The 23,617-nt window shown below is 63.6% G+C and carries 23 protein-coding genes and 1 riboswitch; of the genes, 18 read left to right on the top strand and 5 right to left on the bottom strand.

Annotated elements, in window-relative coordinates:
* The first annotated feature begins 15 nt into the window (after positions 1–15).
* The 10 genes from C4Q26_RS22405 (at position 16) to C4Q26_RS22360 (ending at position 10,596) form a co-directional block, all read left to right on the top strand.
* Positions 16–456, top strand: coding sequence for an NUDIX hydrolase (locus C4Q26_RS22405; protein WP_023381098.1), 441 nt, complete (start codon positions 16–18; stop codon positions 454–456).
* A gap of 58 nt (positions 457–514) precedes the next feature.
* Positions 515–1,639, top strand: coding sequence for a tRNA 2-thiouridine(34) synthase MnmA (mnmA, locus tag C4Q26_RS22400; RefSeq protein ID WP_027907077.1), 1,125 nt, complete (start codon positions 515–517; stop codon positions 1,637–1,639).
* Positions 1,636–2,262: a high frequency lysogenization protein HflD gene (gene hflD / locus C4Q26_RS22395; RefSeq protein WP_023381100.1), complete on the top strand. Its 627-nt coding sequence runs from the start codon at positions 1,636–1,638 to the stop codon at positions 2,260–2,262. Before mnmA ends, hflD begins: the two co-directional genes overlap by 4 nt.
* A gap of 239 nt (positions 2,263–2,501) precedes the next feature.
* A complete protein-coding gene (gene purB, locus C4Q26_RS22390; RefSeq protein WP_104882355.1) occupies positions 2,502–3,872 on the top strand; it encodes an adenylosuccinate lyase in 1,371 nt (456 codons plus the stop codon).
* 81 nt (positions 3,873–3,953) lie between these two features.
* A complete protein-coding gene (locus tag C4Q26_RS22385) occupies positions 3,954–5,120 on the top strand; it encodes a cupin domain-containing protein (protein ID WP_027907078.1) in 1,167 nt (388 codons plus the stop codon).
* The gene (locus tag C4Q26_RS22380; RefSeq protein ID WP_023381103.1) at positions 5,113–5,541 is read left to right on the top strand and encodes a GNAT family N-acetyltransferase; all 429 of its coding nucleotides are present in this window, start codon (positions 5,113–5,115) and stop codon (positions 5,539–5,541) included. The genes C4Q26_RS22385 and C4Q26_RS22380 overlap by 8 nt, the downstream gene beginning before the upstream one ends.
* A 170-nt stretch (positions 5,542–5,711) precedes the next feature.
* Complete coding sequence (locus tag C4Q26_RS22375; protein WP_104883566.1) at positions 5,712–7,658, top strand: DNA topoisomerase III; 1,947 nt, start codon at positions 5,712–5,714, stop codon at positions 7,656–7,658.
* A 147-nt stretch (positions 7,659–7,805) separates the two neighbouring features.
* On the top strand, positions 7,806–9,095 hold the full coding sequence (locus C4Q26_RS22370; RefSeq protein ID WP_104883565.1) for an FAD-binding oxidoreductase: 1,290 nt from the start codon (positions 7,806–7,808) through the stop codon (positions 9,093–9,095).
* A 14-nt stretch (positions 9,096–9,109) separates the two neighbouring features.
* Positions 9,110–9,667 (top strand): helix-turn-helix domain-containing protein, encoded by a 558-nt coding sequence (locus tag C4Q26_RS22365; RefSeq protein WP_023381106.1) that lies wholly within the window; start codon positions 9,110–9,112, stop codon positions 9,665–9,667.
* A 98-nt stretch (positions 9,668–9,765) separates the two neighbouring features.
* Complete coding sequence (locus C4Q26_RS22360; RefSeq protein WP_023381107.1) at positions 9,766–10,596, top strand: alpha/beta fold hydrolase; 831 nt, start codon at positions 9,766–9,768, stop codon at positions 10,594–10,596.
* A gap of 90 nt (positions 10,597–10,686) precedes the next feature.
* On the opposite strand, the gene C4Q26_RS22355 is transcribed toward C4Q26_RS22360, so the two are convergent.
* Positions 10,687–11,340, bottom strand: coding sequence for an oxygen-insensitive NAD(P)H-dependent nitroreductase NfsB (locus tag C4Q26_RS22355; RefSeq protein WP_023381108.1), 654 nt, complete (start codon positions 11,338–11,340; stop codon positions 10,687–10,689).
* Between the two features lie 103 nt (positions 11,341–11,443).
* On the opposite strand from C4Q26_RS22355, the gene C4Q26_RS22350 reads away from it, so the two are divergent.
* The 3 genes from C4Q26_RS22350 to C4Q26_RS22340 all read left to right on the top strand — a co-directional run bounded on the left by C4Q26_RS22350 (position 11,444) and on the right by C4Q26_RS22340 (position 13,883).
* The gene (locus C4Q26_RS22350) at positions 11,444–12,334 is read left to right on the top strand and encodes a LysR family transcriptional regulator (protein WP_023381109.1); all 891 of its coding nucleotides are present in this window, start codon (positions 11,444–11,446) and stop codon (positions 12,332–12,334) included.
* An 84-nt stretch (positions 12,335–12,418) separates the two neighbouring features.
* The gene (locus C4Q26_RS22345; protein WP_104883564.1) at positions 12,419–13,249 is read left to right on the top strand and encodes an AraC family transcriptional regulator; all 831 of its coding nucleotides are present in this window, start codon (positions 12,419–12,421) and stop codon (positions 13,247–13,249) included.
* 49 nt (positions 13,250–13,298) lie between these two features.
* Positions 13,299–13,883: a LysE family translocator gene (locus C4Q26_RS22340; RefSeq protein ID WP_027907082.1), complete on the top strand. Its 585-nt coding sequence runs from the start codon at positions 13,299–13,301 to the stop codon at positions 13,881–13,883.
* Between the two features lie 64 nt (positions 13,884–13,947).
* On the opposite strand, the gene C4Q26_RS22335 is transcribed toward C4Q26_RS22340, so the two are convergent.
* Both C4Q26_RS22335 and calA read right to left on the bottom strand, forming a co-directional pair.
* Positions 13,948–15,147: a sugar transporter gene (locus C4Q26_RS22335; RefSeq protein WP_104883563.1), complete on the bottom strand. Its 1,200-nt coding sequence runs from the start codon at positions 15,145–15,147 to the stop codon at positions 13,948–13,950.
* 171 nt (positions 15,148–15,318) lie between these two features.
* Positions 15,319–16,371 carry a vanillin reductase gene (calA, locus tag C4Q26_RS22330; RefSeq protein ID WP_023381113.1) on the bottom strand — a complete coding sequence of 351 codons (1,053 nt, stop codon included), beginning with the start codon at positions 16,369–16,371 and terminating at the stop codon, positions 15,319–15,321.
* Between the two features lie 179 nt (positions 16,372–16,550).
* On the opposite strand from calA, the gene C4Q26_RS22325 reads away from it, so the two are divergent.
* Positions 16,551–17,459, top strand: a complete 909-nt coding sequence (locus C4Q26_RS22325) for an AraC family transcriptional regulator (RefSeq protein WP_104881588.1) — start codon at positions 16,551–16,553, stop codon at positions 17,457–17,459.
* Positions 17,460–17,512: 53 nt separating this feature from the next.
* Here C4Q26_RS22325 and thpR read toward each other — a convergent pair whose 3' ends face one another.
* Positions 17,513–18,055 (bottom strand): RNA 2',3'-cyclic phosphodiesterase, encoded by a 543-nt coding sequence (thpR, locus tag C4Q26_RS22320; RefSeq protein ID WP_023381115.1) that lies wholly within the window; start codon positions 18,053–18,055, stop codon positions 17,513–17,515.
* Between the two features lie 169 nt (positions 18,056–18,224).
* Here thpR and lpxO point away from each other — a divergent pair, with 169 nt between their 5' ends.
* From lpxO to C4Q26_RS22300, 4 genes are all read left to right on the top strand, one after another.
* Positions 18,225–19,124 (top strand): lipid A hydroxylase LpxO, encoded by a 900-nt coding sequence (gene lpxO / locus C4Q26_RS22315; RefSeq protein WP_023381116.1) that lies wholly within the window; start codon positions 18,225–18,227, stop codon positions 19,122–19,124.
* Positions 19,125–19,176: 52 nt separating this feature from the next.
* Positions 19,177–19,521: a carboxymuconolactone decarboxylase family protein gene (locus C4Q26_RS22310; RefSeq protein WP_027907085.1), complete on the top strand. Its 345-nt coding sequence runs from the start codon at positions 19,177–19,179 to the stop codon at positions 19,519–19,521.
* A gap of 75 nt (positions 19,522–19,596) precedes the next feature.
* On the top strand, positions 19,597–20,166 hold the full coding sequence (locus C4Q26_RS22305; protein ID WP_023381118.1) for a GNAT family N-acetyltransferase: 570 nt from the start codon (positions 19,597–19,599) through the stop codon (positions 20,164–20,166).
* A 51-nt stretch (positions 20,167–20,217) separates the two neighbouring features.
* Positions 20,218–20,424: riboswitch (cobalamin riboswitch) on the top strand.
* 108 nt (positions 20,425–20,532) lie between these two features.
* Positions 20,533–22,653 (top strand): TonB-dependent siderophore receptor, encoded by a 2,121-nt coding sequence (locus C4Q26_RS22300; RefSeq protein WP_023381119.1) that lies wholly within the window; start codon positions 20,533–20,535, stop codon positions 22,651–22,653.
* A gap of 64 nt (positions 22,654–22,717) precedes the next feature.
* On the opposite strand, the gene C4Q26_RS22295 is transcribed toward C4Q26_RS22300, so the two are convergent.
* Positions 22,718–23,611 carry a PA4780 family RIO1-like protein kinase gene (locus C4Q26_RS22295; protein ID WP_023381120.1) on the bottom strand — a complete coding sequence of 298 codons (894 nt, stop codon included), beginning with the start codon at positions 23,609–23,611 and terminating at the stop codon, positions 22,718–22,720.
* Positions 23,612–23,617 lie beyond the last annotated feature (6 nt).

The following is a 23,617-nucleotide window of genomic DNA, read 5'->3' as shown; positions in this document are numbered from 1 at the left end:
TCGAAGGACTCCACCATGACCTGGCAACCCCACATCACCGTCGCCACCATCGTCGAGCACGAAGGCAAGTTCCTCCTCGTCGAAGAATTCAAAGCCGGCCAGCACGTCTTCAACCAGCCTGCTGGCCACCTCGAACCCAATGAGACCCTACCCCAGGCCGCCCTGCGCGAAACCCTCGAGGAAACCGCCTGGGAAGTCGAGCTGACCGGCGTGGTCGGCATCTACCTCTACACCGCCCCGAGCAACGGCGTAACCTACCAGCGCATCTGCTTCGCCGCCCGCCCCGTGCGCCACCACGCCGACCTGGCGCTGGACAGCGATATCGTCCGCGCCGTCTGGCTCACCCGCGAAGAATTGCTGGCCGACTCCACGCGCTGGCGCAGCGAGTTGGTACCACGCTGCATCGACGACTACCTGGCCGGACCATTGCACAGCCTCGACCTGCTGCGTGACTGACGTACGTGCGCGGGTTTGATAGAATCGGCGCTTTTCCCCCTGAAACACATCGGTAGCCATGACCAGCCCAGCACTCAAAGACCCCGCCAAGACCCGCGTCATCGTCGGCATGTCCGGCGGCGTGGACTCTTCCGTCTCCGCCCTTCTGCTCATGGAGCAGGGGTACCAGGTGGAAGGTCTGTTCATGAAGAACTGGGAAGAAGACGACGGCACCGAATACTGCACTGCCCGCGAAGACCTGGCCGACGCCCAGGCGGTGTGCGACCGTATCGGCATCAAGCTGCATACCGCCAACTTCGCCGCCGAATACTGGGACAACGTGTTCGAGCATTTCCTCGAGGAGTACAAGGCCGGCCGTACGCCGAACCCGGACATCCTCTGCAACCGCGAAATCAAGTTCAAGGCGTTCCTCGACTACGCCCTTTCCCTGGGGGCCGACCTGATCGCCACCGGCCACTACGTGCGCCGCCGCGATACCGGCGACCTCACCGAGTTGCTCAAGGGCCTGGACCCGAACAAGGATCAGAGCTACTTCCTGCACGCGGTCGGCGGCAAGGAAATTGCCCGCACCCTGTTCCCGGTCGGCGAACTGGAGAAGCCCGAAGTCCGTGCCATCGCCGAGAAACACGGCTTGGCCACCGCCAAGAAAAAGGACTCCACCGGGATCTGCTTCATTGGCGAACGCCGCTTCAGCGACTTCCTCAAGCAGTACCTGCCCGCTCAGCCTGGCGATATCGAGACCACCGAAGGCGAGGTGATCGGCCGCCATCACGGCTTGATGTACCACACCATCGGCCAGCGCCAGGGCTTGGGAATCGGCGGCTTGAAAGATGCCGGCGACGAGCCGTGGTACGTGCTGCACAAGGACCTGGCTCGCAACGTGCTGGTGGTGGGCCAGGGCAACGAACATCCGTGGCTGTTCTCCCGCGCCCTGCTCGCCTCGGAAATCTTCTGGGTCAACCCGATCGACCTGAGCAGCCCGCGTAAACTCACCGCCAAGGTCCGTTACCGCCAGAGCGACCAGCAATGCACCCTGGAGCGCACCGAGACCGGCTACCGCGCAGTGTTCGACGAGCCGCAACGGGCTGTCACTCCAGGCCAGTCGGTGGTGTTCTATGACGGCGAGGTCTGCCTCGGCGGCGGTGTGATCGAAACCGCCGAGCCGTGGAGCCCGCGCGCATGAGCAACCTGCAGGAGCAACTGGTCGCCCTGGGCGGCGTGTTCCAGGCCGCGGTGCTGGTCGACCGCATCGCCCGCACCGGGCAGGCCAGCGAGGCCAACATTGGCTGCATGATCGGTAGCTTGCTGGTCCGCGACCCGAAGGACACCCTGGAAGTGTTCGGCGGCGACGACCTCAACCTGCGCGATGGCTATCGCGCCCTGGTCGGCGCCCTGGAGCGCGACCCCAGCAGCCTGCAGCGCGAGCCCCTGCGCTATGCCCTGTCGATGCTGGGCCTGGAGCGCCAGCTGAACAAGCGCGGCGACCTGCTCGACACCATCGGCAACCGCTTGCCCCAGATCCAGTCGCAGGCCGAGCATTTTGGCCTGGTCCACGAAAACGTCATCGCTTCCAGCGGCGCGTTGTACCAGGACACTCTGAGCACCCTGCGCCAGCGCATCCAGGTGCATGGCGACATGCGCTTCCTGCAGCAGGCCAGCAATGCCTCGAAAATCCGCGCCCTGCTGCTGGCTGGCATCCGCGCCGCGCGCCTGTGGCGCCAGCTGGGCGGGCACCGCTGGCAATTGGTGTTCAGCCGGCGCAAGTTGCTGAACGAACTGTACGACATGATGCGCAACCCTTCCTGAGGGGGGGGGTTGACCGTTCCGGCCCTCATCCCGGCAAGCCAGCTCCCACAGGAACCGCACTCGCCTCGAGCGCGGTGCAAGTCCTGTGGGAGCTGACTTGCCAGCGAGAGGGCCGGAACAGGCAATACGCAATGCCGCACCTGATAAATGGCCTGACCTTTGGTCAGCCACCCGACCTGAGCGCATTTTTCATGTATGATATGCGCCCTTCCAAAAGCCTGACTGTCCGAGAACACCCCATGCAGCTCTCTTCGCTCACTGCGGTTTCCCCTGTAGACGGCCGTTACGCCGGCAAAACCCAGGCCCTGCGCCCTATTTTCAGCGAATACGGTCTCATCCGTTTCCGCGCCCTGGTCGAAGTCCGCTGGCTCCAGCGTCTGGCCGCCCACCCGCAGATCGGCGAAGTGCCGGCGTTCTCCGCCGAAGCCAACGCCCTGCTGGACAGCCTGGCCACCGACTTCAAGCTCGAGCACGCCGAGCGCGTCAAGGAAATCGAGCGCACCACCAACCACGACGTCAAGGCGATCGAATACCTCCTCAAGGAGCAGGCCGCCAAGCTGCCTGAGCTGGCCAAGGTCAGCGAGTTCATCCACTTCGCCTGCACCAGCGAGGACATCAACAACCTGTCCCACGCCCTGATGCTGCGCGCCGGTCGTGACGAAGTCCTGCTGCCGCTGATGCGTCAGATCGCCGACGCCATCCGCGCCCTGGCTCATCAGTACGCCGACGTGCCTATGCTGTCGCGTACCCACGGCCAACCGGCATCGCCGACCACCCTGGGCAAAGAGCTGGCCAACGTCGTGTACCGTCTGGAGCGCCAGATCGCCCAGGTTGCCGCCGTACCGCTACTGGGCAAGATCAACGGTGCCGTGGGCAACTACAACGCCCACCTGTCGGCCTACTCGCAGATCGACTGGGAAGCCAACGCCCGCGCCTTCATCGAAGACGAGCTGGGCCTGGTGTTCAACCCCTATACCACCCAGATCGAGCCGCACGACTACATCGCCGAGCTGTTCGACGCCATCGCTCGCTTCAACACCATCCTCATCGACTTCGACCGTGACGTCTGGGGCTACATATCCCTGGGCTACTTCAAGCAGAAGACCGTCGCTGGCGAAATCGGCTCCTCGACCATGCCGCACAAGGTCAACCCAATCGACTTCGAGAACTCCGAAGGCAACCTGGGTATTGCCAACGCACTGTTCCAGCACCTGGCCAGCAAACTGCCAATCTCCCGCTGGCAGCGCGACCTGACCGACTCCACCGTGCTGCGCAACCTGGGCGTGGGCTTCGCCCACAGCGTCATCGCCTACGAGGCCAGCCTCAAAGGTATCGGCAAGCTGGAAATCAACACCCAGCGCATCGCCGCCGACCTGGACGCCTGCTGGGAAGTCCTGGCCGAGCCGATCCAGACCGTCATGCGTCGTTTCAACATCGAGAACCCCTACGAGAAGCTCAAGGAGCTGACCCGTGGCAAGGGCATCACGCCTGAAGCGCTGCTGACCTTCATCGATGGTCTGGACATGCCAGCCGAAGCCAAGGCCGAGCTCAAGCAGCTGACCCCGGCGACCTACATCGGCAACGCGGCAGCCCAGGCCAAACGCATCTAAGCTGAGCGTCGCGTACAACGCCCGGCTTGGCCGGGCGTTTTTATTCCCGCACGAAAATTACGTTTTTTCAATAGGTTGAACATGAATCCTGATACTCCACTGCAGCTGCTCGGCGGCCTCACGGCCCGCGAATTCATGCGCGACTACTGGCAGAAGAAGCCCCTGCTGGTGCGCCAGGCGTTCCCGGACTTCGAAAGCCCTATCGACCCCGATGAGCTGGCCGGCCTGGCCCTGGAAGACGAAGTCGAGTCGCGCATCGTCCTCGAGCACGGCGCGCACCCATGGGAGCTGCGCCGGGGCCCGTTCGAGGAGGAAACCTTCGCCGAGCTGCCGGAGAAGGATTGGACCCTGCTGGTGCAAGCCGTCGACCAGTTCGTTCCGGAAGTCGCCGAGCTGCTGGAGCACTTCCGCTTCCTGCCAAGTTGGCGTATCGACGATGTGATGATCAGCTTCGCCGCCCCCGGAGGCAGTGTCGGCCCACACTTCGACAACTACGACGTGTTCCTGCTGCAAGGCCACGGCCAGCGCAACTGGAAGATCGGCCAGATGTGCAACAGCGACAGCCCGCTGCTGCCGCATGCCGACCTGCGCATCCTCGCCGAGTTCGAGCAAAGCGGCGAGTGGACCCTGGAACCGGGTGACATGCTGTACCTGCCACCGCGCCTGGCCCACTACGGCGTGGCCGTGGACGACTGCCTGACCTACTCGGTAGGCTTCCGCGCCCCGAGCGCCGCTGAGGTCCTGACCCACTTCACCGACTTCCTCGGCCAGTTCCTGCCCGACGAAGAGCGCTACAGCGACGCCGACGCGGAGCCTGCCAGCGACCCACACCAGATTCAGCACGATGCCCTCGACCGCCTCAAGGCGCTGCTCGACAAGCACATGGGCGACAAAGACCTGCTGCTGACCTGGTTCGGCCAGTTCATGACCGAGCCACGCTATCCGGAACAGGTCGTCGGCGAAGAGTTGTCCGAAGACGAGCTGATCGAGGCCCTTGAAGACGGCGCGATCCTGATCCGCAACCCGAGTGCACGCATGGCCTGGTCCGAGCTCAACGACGACCTGATGCTGTTCGCCAGCGGCCGCAGCTGCCCGCTGCCGGACAAACTGCGCGAACTGCTGAAACTGGTGTGTTCCGCCGACGCGTTGCATATCGACAACCTTGACCAGTGGCTGCAGGACGAAGATGGCCTTATGCTGGTACAGCAGTTGGTCAAACAAGGAAGCCTGGGGTTTGCCAATGAATAAGATCAGCGTTCGCCTGGCCGACTGGCACAAAGACAACGCCGATATCCGCCGCATTCGTGAGGCGGTATTCGTCGCCGAACAGCACATCCCGCCGGAGCTGGAGTTCGACTCCGAAGACCAGGACGCCCTGCACTTTCTCGCCCTGGAAGGCGACTACCCGATCGGTACCGCCCGCCTGCTGCCCGACGGCACCATCGGACGCATTTCAGTGCTCAAGGACTGGCGCGGACTGAAGGTTGGCGATGCGCTGATGAAGGCCGTGATCGCCGAAGCGCAGAACCGCGACCTCAAGCAACAAATGCTCAGCGCCCAGGTCCATGCCACCCCCTTCTATGAGCGGCTGGGTTTCCGCGTGGTCAGCGAAGAGTTCCTCGAAGCGGGTATCCCGCACGTGGACATGGTCCGCGATTCGCGCGCCTGATGCACAACCGGCAGCGGCCCTATCACGGGTTTACCCGCGAAAGGGCCGCTGCCGGCCAAAGACATGCCTGCCCGACACAAAAACCTGTACATCCATCCAGATAAAGCTTGCCTGCGCGCCCTCGCTTGCGCATCCTAGTGCCCATCTTTCCCGATGAAGCGTTCCCGGCCATGCGCCTGTTCCTCTGTGAAAAACCCTCTCAGGCAAAAGACATCGCCAAGGTGCTAGGTGCCAATCGCAAGGGCGACGGCTGCTGGCAAGGCACCGATGTCTGCGTGACCTGGTGCATCGGCCACCTGCTTGAAACCGCACCGCCCGACAGCTACGACGCTCGCTACAAACGTTGGAACCTGGCCGACCTGCCGATCATTCCGGAAAAATGGAAAATGCTGGTCAAGCCCAAGACCGCCAGCCAGTTCAAGGCGGTCAAGCGCCTGCTGGGAGAAGCCCGGGAGCTGGTGATCGCCACTGACGCCGACCGTGAAGGCGAGATGATCGCCCGCGAGCTGGTCGAGCACTGTCGTTATCGGGGTCCGATTCAACGCCTATGGCTGTCGGCCCTGGACGATGCGTCGATTCGCAAGGCCCTGGCCCGGCTGCTGCCGGGCCAGGACACGTTCAGCCTTTATCACTCGGCACTGGGCCGCTCGCGGGCCGACTGGCTGATCGGCATGAACATGAGCCGGCTGTTCACCCTGCTCGGTCGCCAGTCCGGCTACCAGGGCGTACTGCCGGTAGGCCGTGTACAGACGCCGACTTTGCGTCTGGTGGTCGACCGCGACCGCAGCATCGCCAACTTCGTACCCGTGCCGTTCTGGTCCATCGACGTGCAGCTGGAACACGCCGGCCAGCACTTCAACGCCCAGTGGCGCGCTCCAGAGGATGCCTGCGACGATCAGGGCCGCTGCCTGAACCCGGCATTGGCACAACAAGCCGCCGCCGATATGGGCAACTCAGGCACCGCGCAGGTGCTGAAGGTAGCCACTGAGCGCGTGCGAGAAGCAGCGCCCCTGCCCTTCGACCTTGGCACTCTGCAGGAGCTGTGCTCGAAGAAGTTCGGACTCGGCGCCCAGGAAACCCTCGACATCGCCCAGGCGCTGTATGAAACCCACAAGCTGATCACTTACCCGCGCAGCGACTGCGGCTACCTGCCCATGAGCCAGCACAGCGAGGCTCCGGCAATCCTCGCCGCGCTACAACGCGCCGACGCCAGTTTGGCCCCCTTGCAGCCATACCTGACGCCCCAGCGCCGTTCACGGGCCTGGAACGATGCCAAGGTCAGCGCTCACCACGGCATCATCCCCACCGCGGCCGCCAGCGACCCGTCCCGCCTGCCGGCCAAGTACAAGGCGGTCTACACGCTCATTCGTGCCCGCTATCTGGCGCAGTTCCTGCCCAATCATGAATTCGACCGCACCCAAGCCGAATTCGATTGCGCCGGCCACGCGCTGCGTGCCGTGGGCAAGCAGATCGTCGAGCCAGGTTGGCGCCGCGCCCTCCCCGAGGCACTGACCCCGAACAAAGGCCGCGAGGCGCCACCGGCCCAGGTGCTGCCAGTCCTGTCTGAAGGCCAGGTGTGCAACGTGCACGATGTGCAACTGAAGGATCAATGGACCCAGCCCCCCAAACCCTTCACCGAAGGCGACCTGATCAAGGCCATGAAGAACGTCGCCAAACTGGTCGACGACCCTCGCCTGAAACAAAAGCTCAAGGAAACCACCGGCATCGGCACCGAGGCGACCCGTGCCAGCATCATCCAAGGCCTGCTCGACCGCGGGTACCTGGTGAAGAACGGCAAGGCGCTGAGCGCCACCCCGGCAGCCTTCAGCCTGATCGACGCCGTCCCCCGCGCCATTGCCGACCCCGGTACCACGGCGATCTGGGAGCAGGCCCTGGACATGGTGCAAAGCGGCGAAATGAGCCTGGAGGAATTCGTCGCGCGGCAATCGGCCTGGATGGGCAAGCTGGTGCAGCGCTGCAGCGGCATGCAACTGACCATCAGCGGACCGGCGGCAGGCAAGGCAGCAACACCGTGGAAGAAGAAGCGCCGGACCAGCGGGAAAGGCAAAGCGAGCGCTGGCAAACCGAAGCAGCCTCGGCGCATGGCATCGACATAGCCGGAGGATTGATCGTTGCCTCCTCCTCATCGCCACCCTGCGTAAGAGCGGTAGCCGCGAATCTCCCATAAAAGAAAGCTGGCGCCGTGAAAAAATAATGCTACATTTTCATGAAAATAAGCACTATAAATTTCACGAGGCATCTGCATGTTCAAGCAATCCGCCCAGCATATTGCCAGCTACTACGCCCAGACCTTCCCCACCCCCATCCCCTTGCGCCCTACCCTGCAAGGCCAGCATGACACCGATGTAGTGATCGTTGGTGCTGGCTTCAGCGGCCTGCACACTGCCCTGCGCCTGGCCTTGGCCGGTAAGCGCGTGACCTTGCTCGAATCCAGTCGTGTGGCATGGGCTGCCTCCGGGCGCAACGGTGGCCAGGCATTGCTGGGTTGGTCGTGCGACATGCCGCCGCTGGAAAAATCCCTTGGCACAGAACGCGCACGTCGGCTGTGGGACAGCATGTGCTGGGCGGCAGAAGAGATGCGTGAACTGCCCCTGCGCCACGGTTTCGACATCGACTACCGGCCCGGCAGCCTGTGGGCGGCGGTACTGCCTCGCCGTGTGAAGATGCTGGAAGAAGCCCTGCACGAGGCCGAAGACAAATGGGGCTACGACGGCTTGCGCCTGATTGGCCGCGACGAGCTGGCGCAGTGGATCGGCAGCCCGCGCTACCAGGCTGCGCTGTACGACGGCAAGGGCGCGCACCTCAACCCGCTCAAGCTCGCCCAGGGACTGGCCATTGCCCTCGAAGCCGCGGGCGGGGGCATCTTCGAACAAAGCCAAGTGGTCGACTACCAGCAGACCAACAACGGTTATCGCGTCCGCACCGAGCGCGGCGAAGTGCGGTGTGACGTGCTGGTGCTGGCCTGCAATGCCTACATCGACCGCCTCGACCGCACGCTCTCACGCAGGCTGTTGCCAGTGGGCTCGTACCAGGTCGCCACCGCGCCGCTTGACCCTGCACTTGCCGCATCGCTGCTGCCGCGCAACAGTTGCGTGATCGACAACCAGTTCGTCCCCGACTATTTCCGCCTCACCCCGGACCACCGCTTGCTGTTCGGCGGTGGCTGCACCTACCTGGGCGGCATACCCAAGGACGTGGCCAGCGCCACCCGCCCCTACCTGGAACGGGTCTTTCCTCAACTGACGGGCGTGACCATCGACTACGCCTGGGGTGGCCATATCGACTGCAGCATGCGGCGCACCCCGGACGTTGGCCGGGACGGCCAGCGCTACTGGCTGCAAGGTTTTTCCGGCCATGGTGTGCTGCCGACCCTGGCGGCGGCGAAAGCAGTCAGCGATGCGATCCTGGGTGACGATGACCTGTTGGCACTTTACCAGGGCATCGACAATGGCCGCTTTCCCGGCGGCGACACCCTGGCCGCGCCCCTGGAGGCAGCCGCCAAGGCGTGGTACCGGCTGCGGGACCATTTCTGAAGCGAGGCTGGCACATGAACATGCAGGATGAGATCGAGGGGCTTGCGATTCTGGTACGTGACCTGCGCAAGCACCGTGGCCTGACCCTTGACGACCTGGCGGCGAGGATCAACCGCTCGGTGGGCTTCCTCTCCCAAGTCGAGCGCGGGCTGTCGCGCCCCACCGTCGCCGACCTGACCGCAATCAGTGAAGCACTGAAGGTACCTACCACCTACTTCTACCACGTCAGCAAGCCCAGGGCGCTGGACTGGGTCACCCGCCCGGACGAGAGACGTACGCTGTATTACGCCGCCGGCATCACCGACGTACTGGTATCACCCAAGCTCAACGGTGGGTTCTCGATGCTGGACAGCCACCTGGCGCCAGGCGCCAGCAGCGGCGATGGGCATTTGAACGACAGCGCCGAACAAGGCGGCTTCGTGCTCGAAGGGGAGCTCACCTTGTGGCTCGATGGCCACGACCAAGCCGTCACCCTGCGCCCCAACGACAGCTTCCAGCTCCCCCCGCACAGCCAGTTCCGCTACGCCAACCTGTCCGACCGGGCGACCCGCGTGCTCTGGGTATTCCGATAAGTCACCGCCCCAAAATCTTCTATGCCTGGCGAAATCTCTCCTATTCTCAATGGTTCATTCGACTCTGCCTGATACACCCCTACGGAGGAGAAACAACCATGAGCTACGTAACAACCAAAGACGGCGTTCATATCTTCTATAAGGACTGGGGGCCGCGCGATGCACCCGTCATCCACTTCCACCACGGCTGGCCACTGAGTGCCGACGACTGGGACGCGCAAATGCTGTTCTTCCTCGCCAAAGGCTTCCGAGTGGTCGCCCATGACCGCCGTGGCCACGGACGTTCCAGCCAGGTTTGGGAGGGCCATGACATGGATCACTACGCCGCTGACGTGGCTGCGGTGGTCCAGCACCTGGGTATCCAAGGGGCTGTCCATGTCGGTCACTCGACAGGCGGCGGCGAAGTGGTGCACTACATGGCCAAGTACCCCCAGGACCCGGTGGCCAAGGCCGTCCTGATTGCCGCGGTACCCCCGCTGATGGTGAAGACGCCGGCTAACCCGGGCGGCCTGGACAAGTCGGTGTTCGACGGTTTCCAGGAACAGGTGGCCAGCAACCGTGCACAGTTCTATCGCGATGTCCCGGCCGGACCGTTCTATGGCTACAACCGGCCTGGCGTACAGGCCAGCGAGGGCGTCATCGCCAATTGGTGGCGCCAGGGCATGATCGGCAGCGCCAAGGCCCATTACGACGGCATCGTCGCCTTCTCGCAAACCGACTTCACGCAGGACCTCAAAGGCATCAAGCAACCGGTACTGGTCATGCATGGCGATGATGATCAGATCGTACCCTATGAAAACTCAGGGCCGAAGTCGGCAGAGCTGCTGCCCAACGGCACGCTGAAAACCTACAAAGGCTTCCCCCATGGCATGCCTACCACCCATGCCGACGTGATCAATGCCGACTTGCTGGCGTTCATCCAAAGCTGACGTGGCGGCCCTGCACGGGGTCGGGCTAGGCCCTGGCACCTGAACGCCGGCACCTCTGATGGGGCCGGCTTTCAGCGCTCAGGCTGCCGCTCAGAGGAAGGTAAAGACGGTCGAGGCTGGCAGACGCGACTTGTTCAACCCCGCATTGAAGTCTGCGTCGCTGCGATAGCCCAGGCTCAGCACCACCACGCTGGTGAAACCGCGCTCACGCAGGCCCAGCTCGGCGTCCATGACCTTGCTGTCGAAACCCTCGATCGGCGTGGCGTCCAGGCCATGTGCGGCGGCACCGAGCAGCGCGGTACCCAGGGCCAGGTAGGTCTGCTTTTCCATCCAGTGCTGCAGGTCTTTCTGATCGTATCGGTGCAGATTCACATAGTGGCGGCGGCTCTGGTTCTGCGCGGCGCGGGCCTGCTCGTCACGGAATCGACCATTGGCCGCTTCCTGATCGAGCACGGCATCGAGGTGCGCTTCGGTCATCTCGGTGCGGGTGCAGAAAACGATGACATGGGACGCATCGAGGATCTTTGGTGTGTTGTACGCAAACCCTCCCACCGTGCTCTTGGCCAAACGCGCCTTGCCTTCGGCGCTGTCGGCAACGATGAAATGCCAGGGTTGCGAGTTCACCGACGACGGGCTGTGACGCAATTGCTCAAGCAGCGCGTCGATGGTGGCCTGTGGGATCTTGCGCGAGGCATCGTAGGCTTTGGTGGTGTAACGGCGTTTGGCGAGCGCAACGGTATCCATGAATCGACTCCTGGTGGTGGCACGGGTTTGCCACGCATCTTATCTGTCCGTAGAAAAAGAAAAACAGGCACAATGCAGCAACACTTTCATCTTTGGAGTGAAAATGCTGCGTATCGCTGATCTGGAATTGTTCGTTCGCAGTAGCGCCTTGGGCAGCTTCACCGCTGCCGCCCAGGAGGCCGAAGTGCTGCCCGGGCAGGTGGCCGCCGCCATCAAGCGCCTGGAGCGCGAACTGGACGTACGTCTGTTCGCCCGCACCACCCGCAGCCTGCGGCTGACCGCCGAGGGTGAGCTGTACCTGCCCACCGCGCATACCGTCCTGGAAAGCCTGCGCCAAGGGCGGGACAACCTGCACGGCGCCCACAGTAGCCTGCGCGGTGTGCTACAGGTATCGGCGCCGTCGGACCTGGGCCGCAACATGTTGTTGCCATGGCTCACGGAGTTTCGCCGCGAACACCCCGACCTTAACTTGCGCATCCTCCTTTCCGATCAGCTCGCCGACTTCTACCGCGACCCGGTCGACGTGGCCATCCGCTATGGGACCAACGACGATGCCAACTACATCGCCTTGCCTCTGGCGCCTGCCAATCGCCGTGTCGTGGTCGCCTCGCCGGCCTATCTGGCCCACCATGGACGGCCGACCACACCCGAGGCGCTGCATCACCATGCGTGCCTCCTGTACCCACAACAAGGCCGGGTCTATGACAAGTGGCGCCTGGGAGATCGCACAGTACAGGTCAAGGGTTCGCTGTTCAGCGACGACGCCGACCTGGTCAGGCGCTGGGCGCTGATGGGCGAAGGCATTGCCTATAAATCGTGGCTGGATGTGCGTGCCAATGTGGCCGCCGGCGAGCTGGAGGTCCTGTTGCCCGACCACCCTGGTGAACCGACGCCGGTGACCCTGGTATGCCCGCACCGCAAACAGCTGTCGCCTGCGGTTTCTCGCCTGCATGTGTGGTTGCGTGACCGGTTCGCGGCGCTGGACCCGCGATGACCTGACTTTCTGCACAAATGTTCTAAGCCGGGGCAGGACCTGCGAGTTACAGTGGCAAGCCTATTTCCACAGCAGCACCCGGCCATGAGCAATTGGATCGACCTCAAGCAGGACGCCGACACCGGCATCGAGTCGGTGCGTGCGCACTTCACCGGTCACGCCTACGACCCACACTGGCACGACACGTACCTGGTCGGGGTGACCGAGCAGGGTGTGCAACAGTTCAACTGCCGCCGCGAGCAACACAACAGCACGCCTGGGCAGGTGTTCTTGCTCGAACCCGGTGAATTGCACGACGGCCACGCGCCCACCGATGACGGCTTTACCTACTCGACCTTGTACCTGGACCCGAACTGGCTGGAAGCCGAAATGCGCGCGCTGTTCGGACAGGCCCCGGCCGGCTGCCTGCCCAGCTTCAAAGGCACGCTTTGGCGCGACGAGCACCTGTCCCTAGCCACGTTCCGCGCCTTCCAGGCATTGCACGGCGAAGAATTGCGCATGGTCCGCCAGACCGCTACGGATGACCTGCTCAGTTGCCTTACCCGGCACCTGCACTGGCGCAAACGGATCAACCCCGACCCGCGCCTGCCCCTGGTCGCCCAGGTGGCCCGCGACTATCTGCATGCCCATCTTGACCAGGACATCGGCCTGGACGACCTGGCCCATGTCTGTGCTGTCGACCGCTTCCGCCTGACCCGCGCCTTCAAGGCTGCATTCGGCCTGGCGCCGCACGCCTACCTGATCCAGCTGAGGGTGGCCCGTGCCCGGCGCCTGCTTGCCAAAGGCCAGACGCCAGCCGAAGTGGCCTCGACCTTGGGTTTCGCCGACCAGAGCCATCTCGGCCGCTGGTTCCGCCGCGCATATCGACTGACCCCGGCCGACTACCGTCGACGTTGCTCAAAGCTTCCAGACTGAAGCACCGCTGACAGCGAGGATGGTGCTCCGATTCATTGGAGTACTCGTCATGTCGTCGTCCCTGTTGCCTTTCATCCTCTTTGCCCTGGTCGCCAGCATCAGCCCAGGACCGACCAACCTGCTGATCCTTGCCCACAGTGCCCGCCTGGGCCTGCGAGCCAGCGTGGCGCCGATCGTAGCGGGGTGTGGCGCGGCCGCAGGGGTGGTGCTGATGGTCGGCCTGGGTTTGGGTGATTGGCTGACTCGCCACCCCCTCGCCCAGCAGTTGATGAGCTGGGCTGGAGTGATCTGGTTGAGCTGGCTGGCGTGGCAGATGCTGCGCAGCGCTGACGAACCGCTGCACAGTCTCACTGGCAAGCCCTTCAGCGCCTTCAGCGCTGCGTCGTTGCAACTGGTCAACCCAAAGGTGTGGATGATGGCGGTGGCGGTGATCGGCGTGTTCGCCGCGCCGTCACTGCCAGTGTGGCAGTTGGCGCTGGTGTTCCTGCTGGTTGCCCTGCCGTGCATGACCGTCTGGGCGATGCTGGGCGTGGGGAGCGCCCGCTGGTTGCATTCGCCGCAGCGGCTGCGTGGGTTCAACCGGGGACTTGCCGGGTTGTTGCTGGTGTCGGCAGGGTTGGCTGTCCTGGGTTGAGACTTACGCCCTCATAGCCGGCAAGCCGGCTTCAACCGATGCGGTGATGCCTTTACAGGAGTGCTCAGGCCCCCAGCGCTTCCCGGAAGCGCCGGGTGCTGGCCAGCGCCAGCAGCAACCCCGCCACGGCTATGCTACCGCCCACCAGGCCGATGTCCGCCACGCCCATCTGGCTGCTGACGATGCTGCCCAGCAGCGCCCCACCACCAATGCCGATGTTGTAGATGCCAGAGAACAACGCCATGGCCACGTCGGTGGCGTCGGAGGCCAACTTCAGGGTCTTCGATTGCAGCGCCAGACTGAAACTCAGGATCGCCACGCCCCAGAACATGCTCAACGCCGCGAACCCATAGAAGTTGCCCGACAGTGGCAGCAACAACAGCAGGCAAGCAGCCAGCAGGCTGATCGAGCCAATCAGGAAGCCATGGGGGAAGCGGTCGCTGTAACGGCTGAACAGCAGCGAACCGAACACGCCAGCGCCACCGAACAGCAGCAGTACCAAGGTGGTACGTTCGCCGCCGATCTGCGCCACATGCAGGGCGAACGGCTCGATGTAGCTGTAGGCGGTGAACTGCGCGGTAATCACCAAGGTCACCAACAGGTAGGTGATGACCAGCGCTGGACGCTTGAACAGAATCGGTAGGCTGCGCAGCGAGCCGGAGTTCTGGCTGGGCAACAGCGGCAACGACTTCATCAGGCATAGCATGGTCGCCAGCGCCACCCCGGCGATGCTGAGAAAAGTGGTGCGCCAGCCCAGCGCCTCACCCACCACGCGGCCCAGCGGAATGCCCAGCACCATCGCCAGTGTGGTACCGGTGGCCAAAAGCCCCAAGGCCTTGGCCTGCTGCCCCGGTGGCGCCACACGCACCGCCAGCGATGCGGTGATGGCCCAGAACACGGCATGGGCCAAGGCGATACCGATCCGGCTGACCAGCAACATGGCGAAACTCTGCGCCAGCCACGACAACAGGTGGCTGACGATGAACACCGCGAACACCATCAGCAGCAGACGCCTGCGCTCGATGTTGCGGGTCATCAGCATCATCGGCAACGACGCCAGCGCCACCACCCAGGCGTAGATGGTCAACATCAGCCCGACTTGCGCGGTGGTCATCTCGAAGCTGCGACCGATGTCGCTGAGCAATGCCACCGGGACGAATTCGGTGGTGTTGAAGATGAAGGCCGCCAATGCCAGGGCAATGACGCTCAACCAGCTGCCATTACCCGTAGTGGTGGGTAGGTGGGTAGGAATGGGTCCGTTCATGGGTGGATATCGTTACTCCGGAAACGAGGCAACAGTCGGCGCGCCTGGCACACGCGGGCCCGGTGCTGACGTACGGTCTGTTATTGGAAGGAATGCCGGGCATGGTACGCGTCAGCCCAGCCCCTCACAACCACAGGCGTCCCAGATTCATCGCGCCGACCTGGGGTTCGATCAACCCTGCAGCGTCGCCATGTCGATGACGAACCGGTATTTCACATCACCGGCGATCATCCGCTCGTAAGCCTGGTTGATGTGACGAATATCCAGCAGCTCGATGTCGCAGCGAATATCGTGCTCGGCGCAGAAGTCCAGCACTTCCTGGGTCTGGGCTATACCGCCGATCAACGAGCCAGCCAGCACCCGACGCTTCAATACCAGGTTGGCCGCATGCAGCGCCGGGTCTACCGGTTCGATCAGACCGACCAGGATGTGCACGCCGTCGAACCTGAGGGTTTCCAGGTACGGGTTCAGGTCGTGCGGCACCGGGATGGTGTCGAGCAGGAAATCGAAGCGCCCGGCGGCAGCACGCATCTGCTCGGCATCGGTGGACACGATCACATGGTCGGCGCCTTGGCGGCGCGCCTCCTCGGCCTTGGCCTGGGAGCGGGTGAACAGCGTCACTTCGGCACCCAGCGCCTTGGCCAGCTTGATGCCCATGTGGCCCAGGCCGCCCATGCCGAGAATGCCGATCTTGTGGCCTGGGCCGACGCCGTGGTGCTTGAGTGGCGAGTAAGTGGTGATACCCGCGCACAGAATCGGCGCGGCACTGGCCAGGTCCATGCCCTCGGGAATACGCACGACGAAATGCTCGTCGACCACGATGCTGTTGGAGTAGCCGCCCATGGTATTGCTGCCGTCCACCCGGTCGGGGGTGGCGTAGGTCATGGTCGGGCCTTCCAGGCAGTACTGCTCCAGGTCCTTGGCACAGGCTTCGCAGTGACGGCAGGAATCGACCATACAGCCGACGCCGACCAGATCGCCCGCCTTGTACCGGGTAACATTCGCCCCCACGGCGGTCACCCGGCCGATGATTTCGTGGCCCGGCATCAGTGGATAGACTGCGATGCCCCATTCGTTGCGGGCCTGGTGGATGTCCGAGTGGCACACGCCACAGTAGAGAATCTCGATAGCGACATCGTCCGGGCGTGGGCTGCGACGTTGGAAGGTCATCGGCGCGAGGGGGCTGGTGGACGTCTGGGCGGCGTAACCGATAGCGGTGTACATACGGTACCTCATGGGAAGTGAAACGATTCAGGCGACGCATTCTGCGCGCCTCGAATCGCTGAGCCCACAACCGATTCTCCGGCATCCATGCCTGATTCTACGGAACTAACAGCCAAGCTCTGGCGCTAGACCGTCAATCTGCGATGATGCGACTGTCTGATTCTCTGCCCTGGTTCCTCATGCAACTGACCCGCCACGTCGACGCCAATGCCACCCTCTGCGCCCTGATCCGCAGACTGACCACACGCCCCGGTTTCGTACCCACCGCCCTGCCCCAGGTGAACGTCCTGAGCTGGGACCACTACGTGGCCAGCAGCCCGCAGATCTACGAGCCGAGCCTGATGATCCTGGCCCAGGGCAGCAAGCTTGCTCGCCTTGGGCCACGCACGCTGGAGTATGGCGCCGGCCATTACCTGGTGCAGGCGCTATCGGTGCCCTTTATGTGCGAAACCTTTGCCACTCCCGATGCGCCTCTGCTTGGCGTAGCCGTGGACATCGACCGCGCGGTGCTCGGTGAGCTGGTGCAAAGCATGGACCTGCCCCCCGACGCCACAGTGCAGGCGCAAACTCCGCAGTCGATGACGTCGGCGGCTTTGGATGCGCCGATGCGCGACAGCGTCGAACGCCTGCTGCAGTGCCTGCAAAACCCGCTGGACGCCAAGGTTCTTGGCCCGGCACGGGTACGCGAAGTGCTCTACACCGCCCTGCGCGGCCCCCAGGCCAATGTCCTGAGGGCACTGGTCGAACAGCAAGGTCACTTCGCCCGCATCGGCGCGGCCCTGGCCCACTTGCGCGAGCACTACACCGAGCCACTAAGCGTCGAAGACCTGGCGGCGTGCGCCAACATGAGCGTTTCGACTTTTCATGAGCATTTCAAGCGTTGCACCGACATGGCACCGATGCAGTACCTCAAGCGTCTGCGGCTGCTCAAAGCCCAGCAAATGCTGATCGGCGAAGGCCTTGGAGTGGCGCAGACAGCGCACCGGGTGGGGTACCAGAGCACCTCGCAGTTCAGCCGCGAGTACAAACGCCAGTTTGCCCGCAGTCCAGGGGACGAAAGTGGCCGCCTCCTGTCATACCCCGTTTAGTGCGTCATTTCTGAGGCAGCCATTTCGCGACGCCAGGCCGCGCCCACCGTGCTCTACAACAACGGCCACTCGGCCAGCGGCCAGTAGCGCCCCTTGCGTGACTCGTACAAGGTGAAATGCCGGGCCGCGATAAAGAACTCCGGGGCCACCGTCGCTTCAGGCAGCTGCCCGCGAAAATCCCGGGACAAGGTAAGGTGCGGCCGGTACTCGCGTGCCTGCTCCTGGAACCCCAGGGGCAGCAGTGCCTGCTGCAGGCCATATACCAGCTGACGCATCCCCGCAGGCGTTTCCTGAGGCTCCAACACCAGTGCATTGGCGCGGTTCCAGACCTGCAACCGGTCAAGCAGCAACCGCAGCGGCGCCTCGGGCCGCGCCAGATTGTCTACCACGGCGCAAATGGCAGGCACCTGTGCGGCGTCCACATCGCCAAGAAACAACAAGGTCAGGTGGAAGTTCTCGCTGGGCACCGGCTTGCCACTGCGCAGGTTCAGACCGCGCCGCCATTGGGCAATGTCACTGCGCTGGCTGCCTTTTACCGGTAGTGCGAAGAACAGTCGCTTGAACGGGGCGCCACTTGGGCGAACATCCTGGGGCATGGGATCTCCATAGGGCTGAATCCACTTGAAACGTTTGCGCAAAGCATGGGCCATTACACCTAAGTCGTCCTGATTTCACGTAACAATAAGTACAAAGTCCCTACATGATTGTTTATGCTGGCGTGCTAATGCCATGTCGCATGGCCATTTCTTCGACAAGTAAACGTCCATGAAAATTGCACTCGTACTCCTTTTCGTCTTCTCGATCGCCTATGTTCACCTGCGCGGTCGGGTACGCCACAAGCTGACCCGTCAGCTGGGCGACCACTCCAGTTTCCTCGCCCCGATCAATAGCTTCCTCTACCTGTTCTCCAAGCATCCAGCCAAGCCCTACCTGCCGGTCGAGGCGTTCCCGGAACTGCAACCGCTCAAGGACCACTGGCAGGAAATCCGTGAAGAGGCCCAGCAACTGCTGCATGCCGGTGCCATCAAGAAATCCGAGAATTACGACGACGTTGGCTTCAACTCGTTCTTCAAGACCGGCTGGAAGCGCTTCTACCTGAAGTGGTACGGCGAAAGCCACCCCTCGGCCATGAGCCTGTGCCCACGCACCACCGAGTTGCTCCAAGGCATCGGCACGGTCAAGGCGGCGATGTTCGCCACCCTACCGCCGGGTGCGAAACTGGTGCGCCACCGCGACCCCTACGCCGGCTCCTACCGCTACCATCTGGGCCTGGATACACCGAACGACGACGGCTGCTACATCGATGTGGATGGCGAAAAGTATTCCTGGCGCGATGGCGAAGCGGTGGTGTTCGACGAAACGTACATCCACTACGCCGCCAATACCACCGATCACAACCGCATCATCCTGTTCTGCGACGTCGAGCGTCCGCTCAAGTACCGCTGGGCGACCGCCTTCAACCGCTGGTTCAGCCGCAATGTCATGGCCGCCGCCGCCGCGCCGAACACCGCCAACGACAAGACCGGCGGCATCAACCGTCTGTTCACCCGCATCTACCGGATCCGTGAGCGCGGCAAGGCGCTGAAGAAGCGTAACCGTACCCGCTACTACCTGGAAAAGTGGGCCGTGGTCGCGGCACTGCTGCTGGTGTTCATCTATATCTGAAGGCTTGGACTACCCTGAAAGCTCCTGCCCAAACCCCAACAAGGTGAAGACGATGAGCATGATGGACTGGGACGCCTACCGTAAGCAGTTGATGGCCGGCATCGGCGATCTCAAGCAACTCTCCCCCGACACCGTGGCCGGCTACATGACGGCCAGCGGTGCGGGTGCCAAGACCAACCACCTGGACGCCAAGACTCGCGAGTTGATCTCCCTGGCCGTGGCGGTCACCACCCGCTGCGACGGCTGCATCGCCGTGCACTCGCAGCAAGCCGTCAAGCACGGCGCCACCCGCGAAGAAATCGCCGAAGCCCTGGGCGTGGCCGTCGCCATGAATGCGGGTGCCGCGCTGGTCTACTCGGCCCGGGCACTGGATGCCGTTGGCAAGGCCGACAGCTGAGGCCTGGCGGCGCCGCCCTTGCGCGACGGCGCCGCGTTACTCAGACTGGGCACCTCAGCCCTTGCAGGAACCCGCATGATCCACATCCGCCCCATGACGCCCGAAGACTTCGAGCGCTTCTGGCCAACCTTCCAGGCCGTCATCCAGGCCCGCGAAACCTACGCCTACGACCCTGCCCTCACTTTCGAACACGCCCGGCAACTGTGGCTGGAACTGCCCCTGCATACCCTGGTTGCCGAAGCGAACGGCGAGGTGCTCGGTTCGTATTACCTCAAGGCCAACGCGGCAGGTCCCGGCGCCCATGTGGGCAACTGCGGCTATATGGTTTGCGAAGCCGCCCGCGGGCGCGGCGTGGCGCGGATGATGTGCGAGCACTCGCAAAAGCTGGCACGCCAGGAGGGCTTCCTGGCCCTGCAGTTCAACTCGGTGGTGGCCAGCAACGAAGTGGCCGTGGCGCTGTGGCGGAAACTGGGTTTCGAAACGGTCGGTCGCCTGCCCAAGGCCTACCGCCATGCCCGTCTTGGGCTGGTGGATTGCCTGGTGATGTACAAATGGCTGGCCGACGAACCGGTGGTGGAGAAACCGCCGCTGCTGATCGGGCGCAAGAACATCGAAGCCCGCGTATCACGCCGCCGGGGTCGATAGCGCCATCGGCAATACCGCGCAATCCATTGACGCAGAGCCGTTTCGATGGTCAGATGCGCGCCAGTTTCAGGTGCCCTGCGCCGCCGCGCGCAGGGTGAAACGGGAAGCCGGTGAGTCGAGCTACACGACAAGTCCGGCGCTGCCCCCGCAACGGTAAGCGAGCGAACCCTTCGAAATACCACTGTGCAAACGCATGGGAAGGTGAAGGCTTCACGACCCTCGCAAGCCCGGAGACCGGCCTGGAGCTTCACTTGGCAACCCGCGGTGGGCGGGCGCAGGCCGGTTTGCGCGTGCGCGCCTGCGTGCGTGGCTCACCTTTGCGTGTTTTCCACCGGGATCCATTCATTCCTACAGCCGTGGAACGACATGTCCCGTATTTACAAGCTTCACACACTGGCGGCCTGCCTGGCCGTGACTTTTCCTGCCCTGGCCGACGAACGAAGTGCCCTGGCCCTGCCCTCCACGGCCATCACCGGCACCCACGATGACGCCGCCGTGGACCTCGCCACCCCGACCCAGGCTGGCTCGCGCCTTAACCTCAGCGCCCTGGAAACCCCGGCCAGCACCAGCAGCATCAGCGCACAACAGATCCAGCAGCGCAACAACCTCACCGTTCAGGATGCAGTCAGCCGCTCGCCCGGCATCTCCTTCATCGGTACCCCAGGCGACGGCGGCACCGGTCTCTCGGCCAGGGGCTTTACCGGGCATGGATCGGTGATGACCCTGTTCGATGGCACACGCCTGTACACGGGCGCGGGCACCCAGACTTTTCCGGTAGACCCGTGGCTGGTCGAGCGTATCGACGTGATCCGTGGCCCGGCCTCGGTGCTGTATGGCGAGGGCGCAACCGGCGCGGTGGTCAACGTGATCCCCAAAAAGCCATTCAGCGGCCAGGTGCAGAACCATCTGCGCCTGGGCTATGGCGCCTGGGACCGTCAGCAACTGGGCCTGGACAGCGGCGGCAGCATCAGCGAGCGCCTCAGCTACCGGGTGACCCTCAACCGCCAGGCAAGCAACGGCTGGGTCGACCGCACCGACTCGCGCAGCCTGGCCCTGGGCGCCGCGTTGCGCTTCGACGCCAACGACGACCTCAGCTTCACCCTGGCCCACGAGCGCGGCGATGCCGAGCCGGCCAACGACTTCGGCACACCCTTGATCGACGGCCACTACCGCTCCAGCCTGCGCAAGAAGAACTACAACATCGACGATGACGTGCAGCGCTACCGTGATGCGTGGACTCGTTTCACCACCGACTGGACCCTCAGCGACCACCTCAGTGCCAGCAACCAGCTCTACTACATCAAGAGCCGCCGCCATTGGCGCAATGCCGAGGCCTACAGCTGGGATGCCGACCGTGACCAACTGCTGCGCCAGAGCTACCTGCAGATCAAGCATAATCAGGAGCAGATCGGCGACCGCCAGACCTTCACGCTCGACCACCGCCTGTTCGGCTTGGCCAGCACCACCCTGGTCGGCGCCGAGTACAACAAGATTCGCTTCAACGTCGACAGCAACTCACCCTACGACGATGTCGGTGGCGACTACGTCGACCCATGGCACCCAACTGCGGCGACGTTCCACAGCAACTCGCCGCTGCGCCCGCAGACGCTGTCCACCACCCACACCTTCGCCCTGTTCGCGGAAAACCGCCTTCGGGTCACCGAGCGCCTCTCGCTGGTGACCGGCGTGCGCCGCGACCAGAACCATATCGACCGCGACAACCTGGTCGACGGCACCCGCAGCGACCACAGCCTGCAAGGCGGCAACTGGCGCGCCGGGCTGGTGTTCGCAGTGAACGATGACCTGTCCCTGTACGGTCAGTACGCCACCAGCGAGGACGGGGTGAACGATTTGATCAGCCTCAGCCCCGGCCAGATGCACTATGACCTGACCGAGTCGAAACAGACCGAACTGGGCCTCAAGCAACGTTTCTGGGAGGGGCGCGGCGAGTGGACCCTGGCGGCTTACCACATCGTCAAGAAAAAGCTGCTGGTGGACGACCCTGTCAGCCACGACAAACAACAAGCCGGCCAGCAGACCTCTGACGGGCTGGAGGCCAGCCTCGAACTGGCCTTGCCCCACCAGTGGCAGGTCTCGGCCAACGCCGCCGTGGTTCGCGCCACGTACGACGACTTCGATGAAGTGGTCGGTGGCGTAACCCAGGACCGCGCCGGCAACCGCCCGGCCAACGTGCCGCGACGCACCGCCAACCTATGGGTGAGCAAAGGCTTCGGGCAGGCCGTGGAAGCTGGGCTGGGCTTGCGCTACGTCGACCAGCGCTACGCCGACAGTGCCAATAGCCTTCAAGTACCTGGCTACACCGTGGTCGACGCCAACCTGGGCTGGCAGGTGGTGCCGGACGTACGCCTGGGCTTGCAACTGAACAACCTGTTCGACCGTGACTACGTGTCCTCGGCCTACAGTGGCGAACAATGGCTGATGGGCACACCCAGGTCGTACTTCGCCACGCTGGACTACCGTTTCTGACCGCAGTCCCTCGACGTGACGCCAATGTCCGCCTCGCGGGTCGCCCACGTCGGCGATGATAACCCTACTGCATCCAGGGTGGCGTCGGTTCCACCGCGTTGAGCGGCCCGTGCTCCGCCTCGGCACGAGCCGCTCGGCGACGGGCATCGTCGAGCCGTGCGGCATCGATCTCGCGCAGCACGCCCTGGACGTCGGCGTCGTACTCATCGTCCTCGAACTGCCCGGTCAACGGGCTGTCGGGGCGCAATTCCCCGGCCTCGTACAGGGCCCACATTTCCTCTGCGTAACGGGTGCGCTTGAGCTCTGGTGCGAAGTGCCCGAAATAGCTGGCCATGTTCGCCACATCACGCTGCAGCATGCTGAAGGCGTGGTTGTTGGCGGCGGCGTCCACCGCTTGCGGCAGGTCGATGATCACCGGGCCTTGCGGCCCGAGCAGCACGTTGAATTCCGACAAGTCGCCATGCACCATGCCGGCACAGAGCATCAGGACGATCTGGCGGATGACGAAGGCATGGTGCTCGCGGGCTTCTTCCGGCTCCAGGTGAACATCGTTCAGACGTGGTGCAGCGTCACCGTCGGCGTCGGTCACCAGCTCCATCAGCAACACACCATCCTGAAAGTCGTAGGGCTTAGGCACCCGCACACCGGCATTGGCCAGACGGAACAACGCGGTCACCTCGGCATTCTGCCACGCGTCCTCGGCTTCCTTGCGGCCATACTTCGAGCCCTTGGCCATGGCCCGGGCCTGGCGACTGTTGCGGACCTTGCGGCCCTCCTGATACTCGGCGGCCTGGCGGAAACTGCGCTTGTTGGCCTCTTTGTAGACCTTGGCGCAGCGGATCTGCCCTGCGCAGCGCACCACATAGACGGCTGCTTCCTTGCCGCTCATCAATGGCCGCAGTACTTCGTCGACCAGTCCGTCTTCGATCAGTGGTTCGATTCGTTTTGGCGTCTTCATCAGGCT

The sequence above is a fragment of the Pseudomonas sp. SWI44 genome (genome assembly GCF_002947915.1).
GTDB classification, from domain to species: Bacteria; Pseudomonadota; Gammaproteobacteria; order Pseudomonadales; family Pseudomonadaceae; genus Aquipseudomonas; species Aquipseudomonas taiwanensis.
The sequence above is the reverse complement of the archived record's forward strand: the minus strand, read 5'-3'. Positions and strand labels throughout refer to the sequence as shown.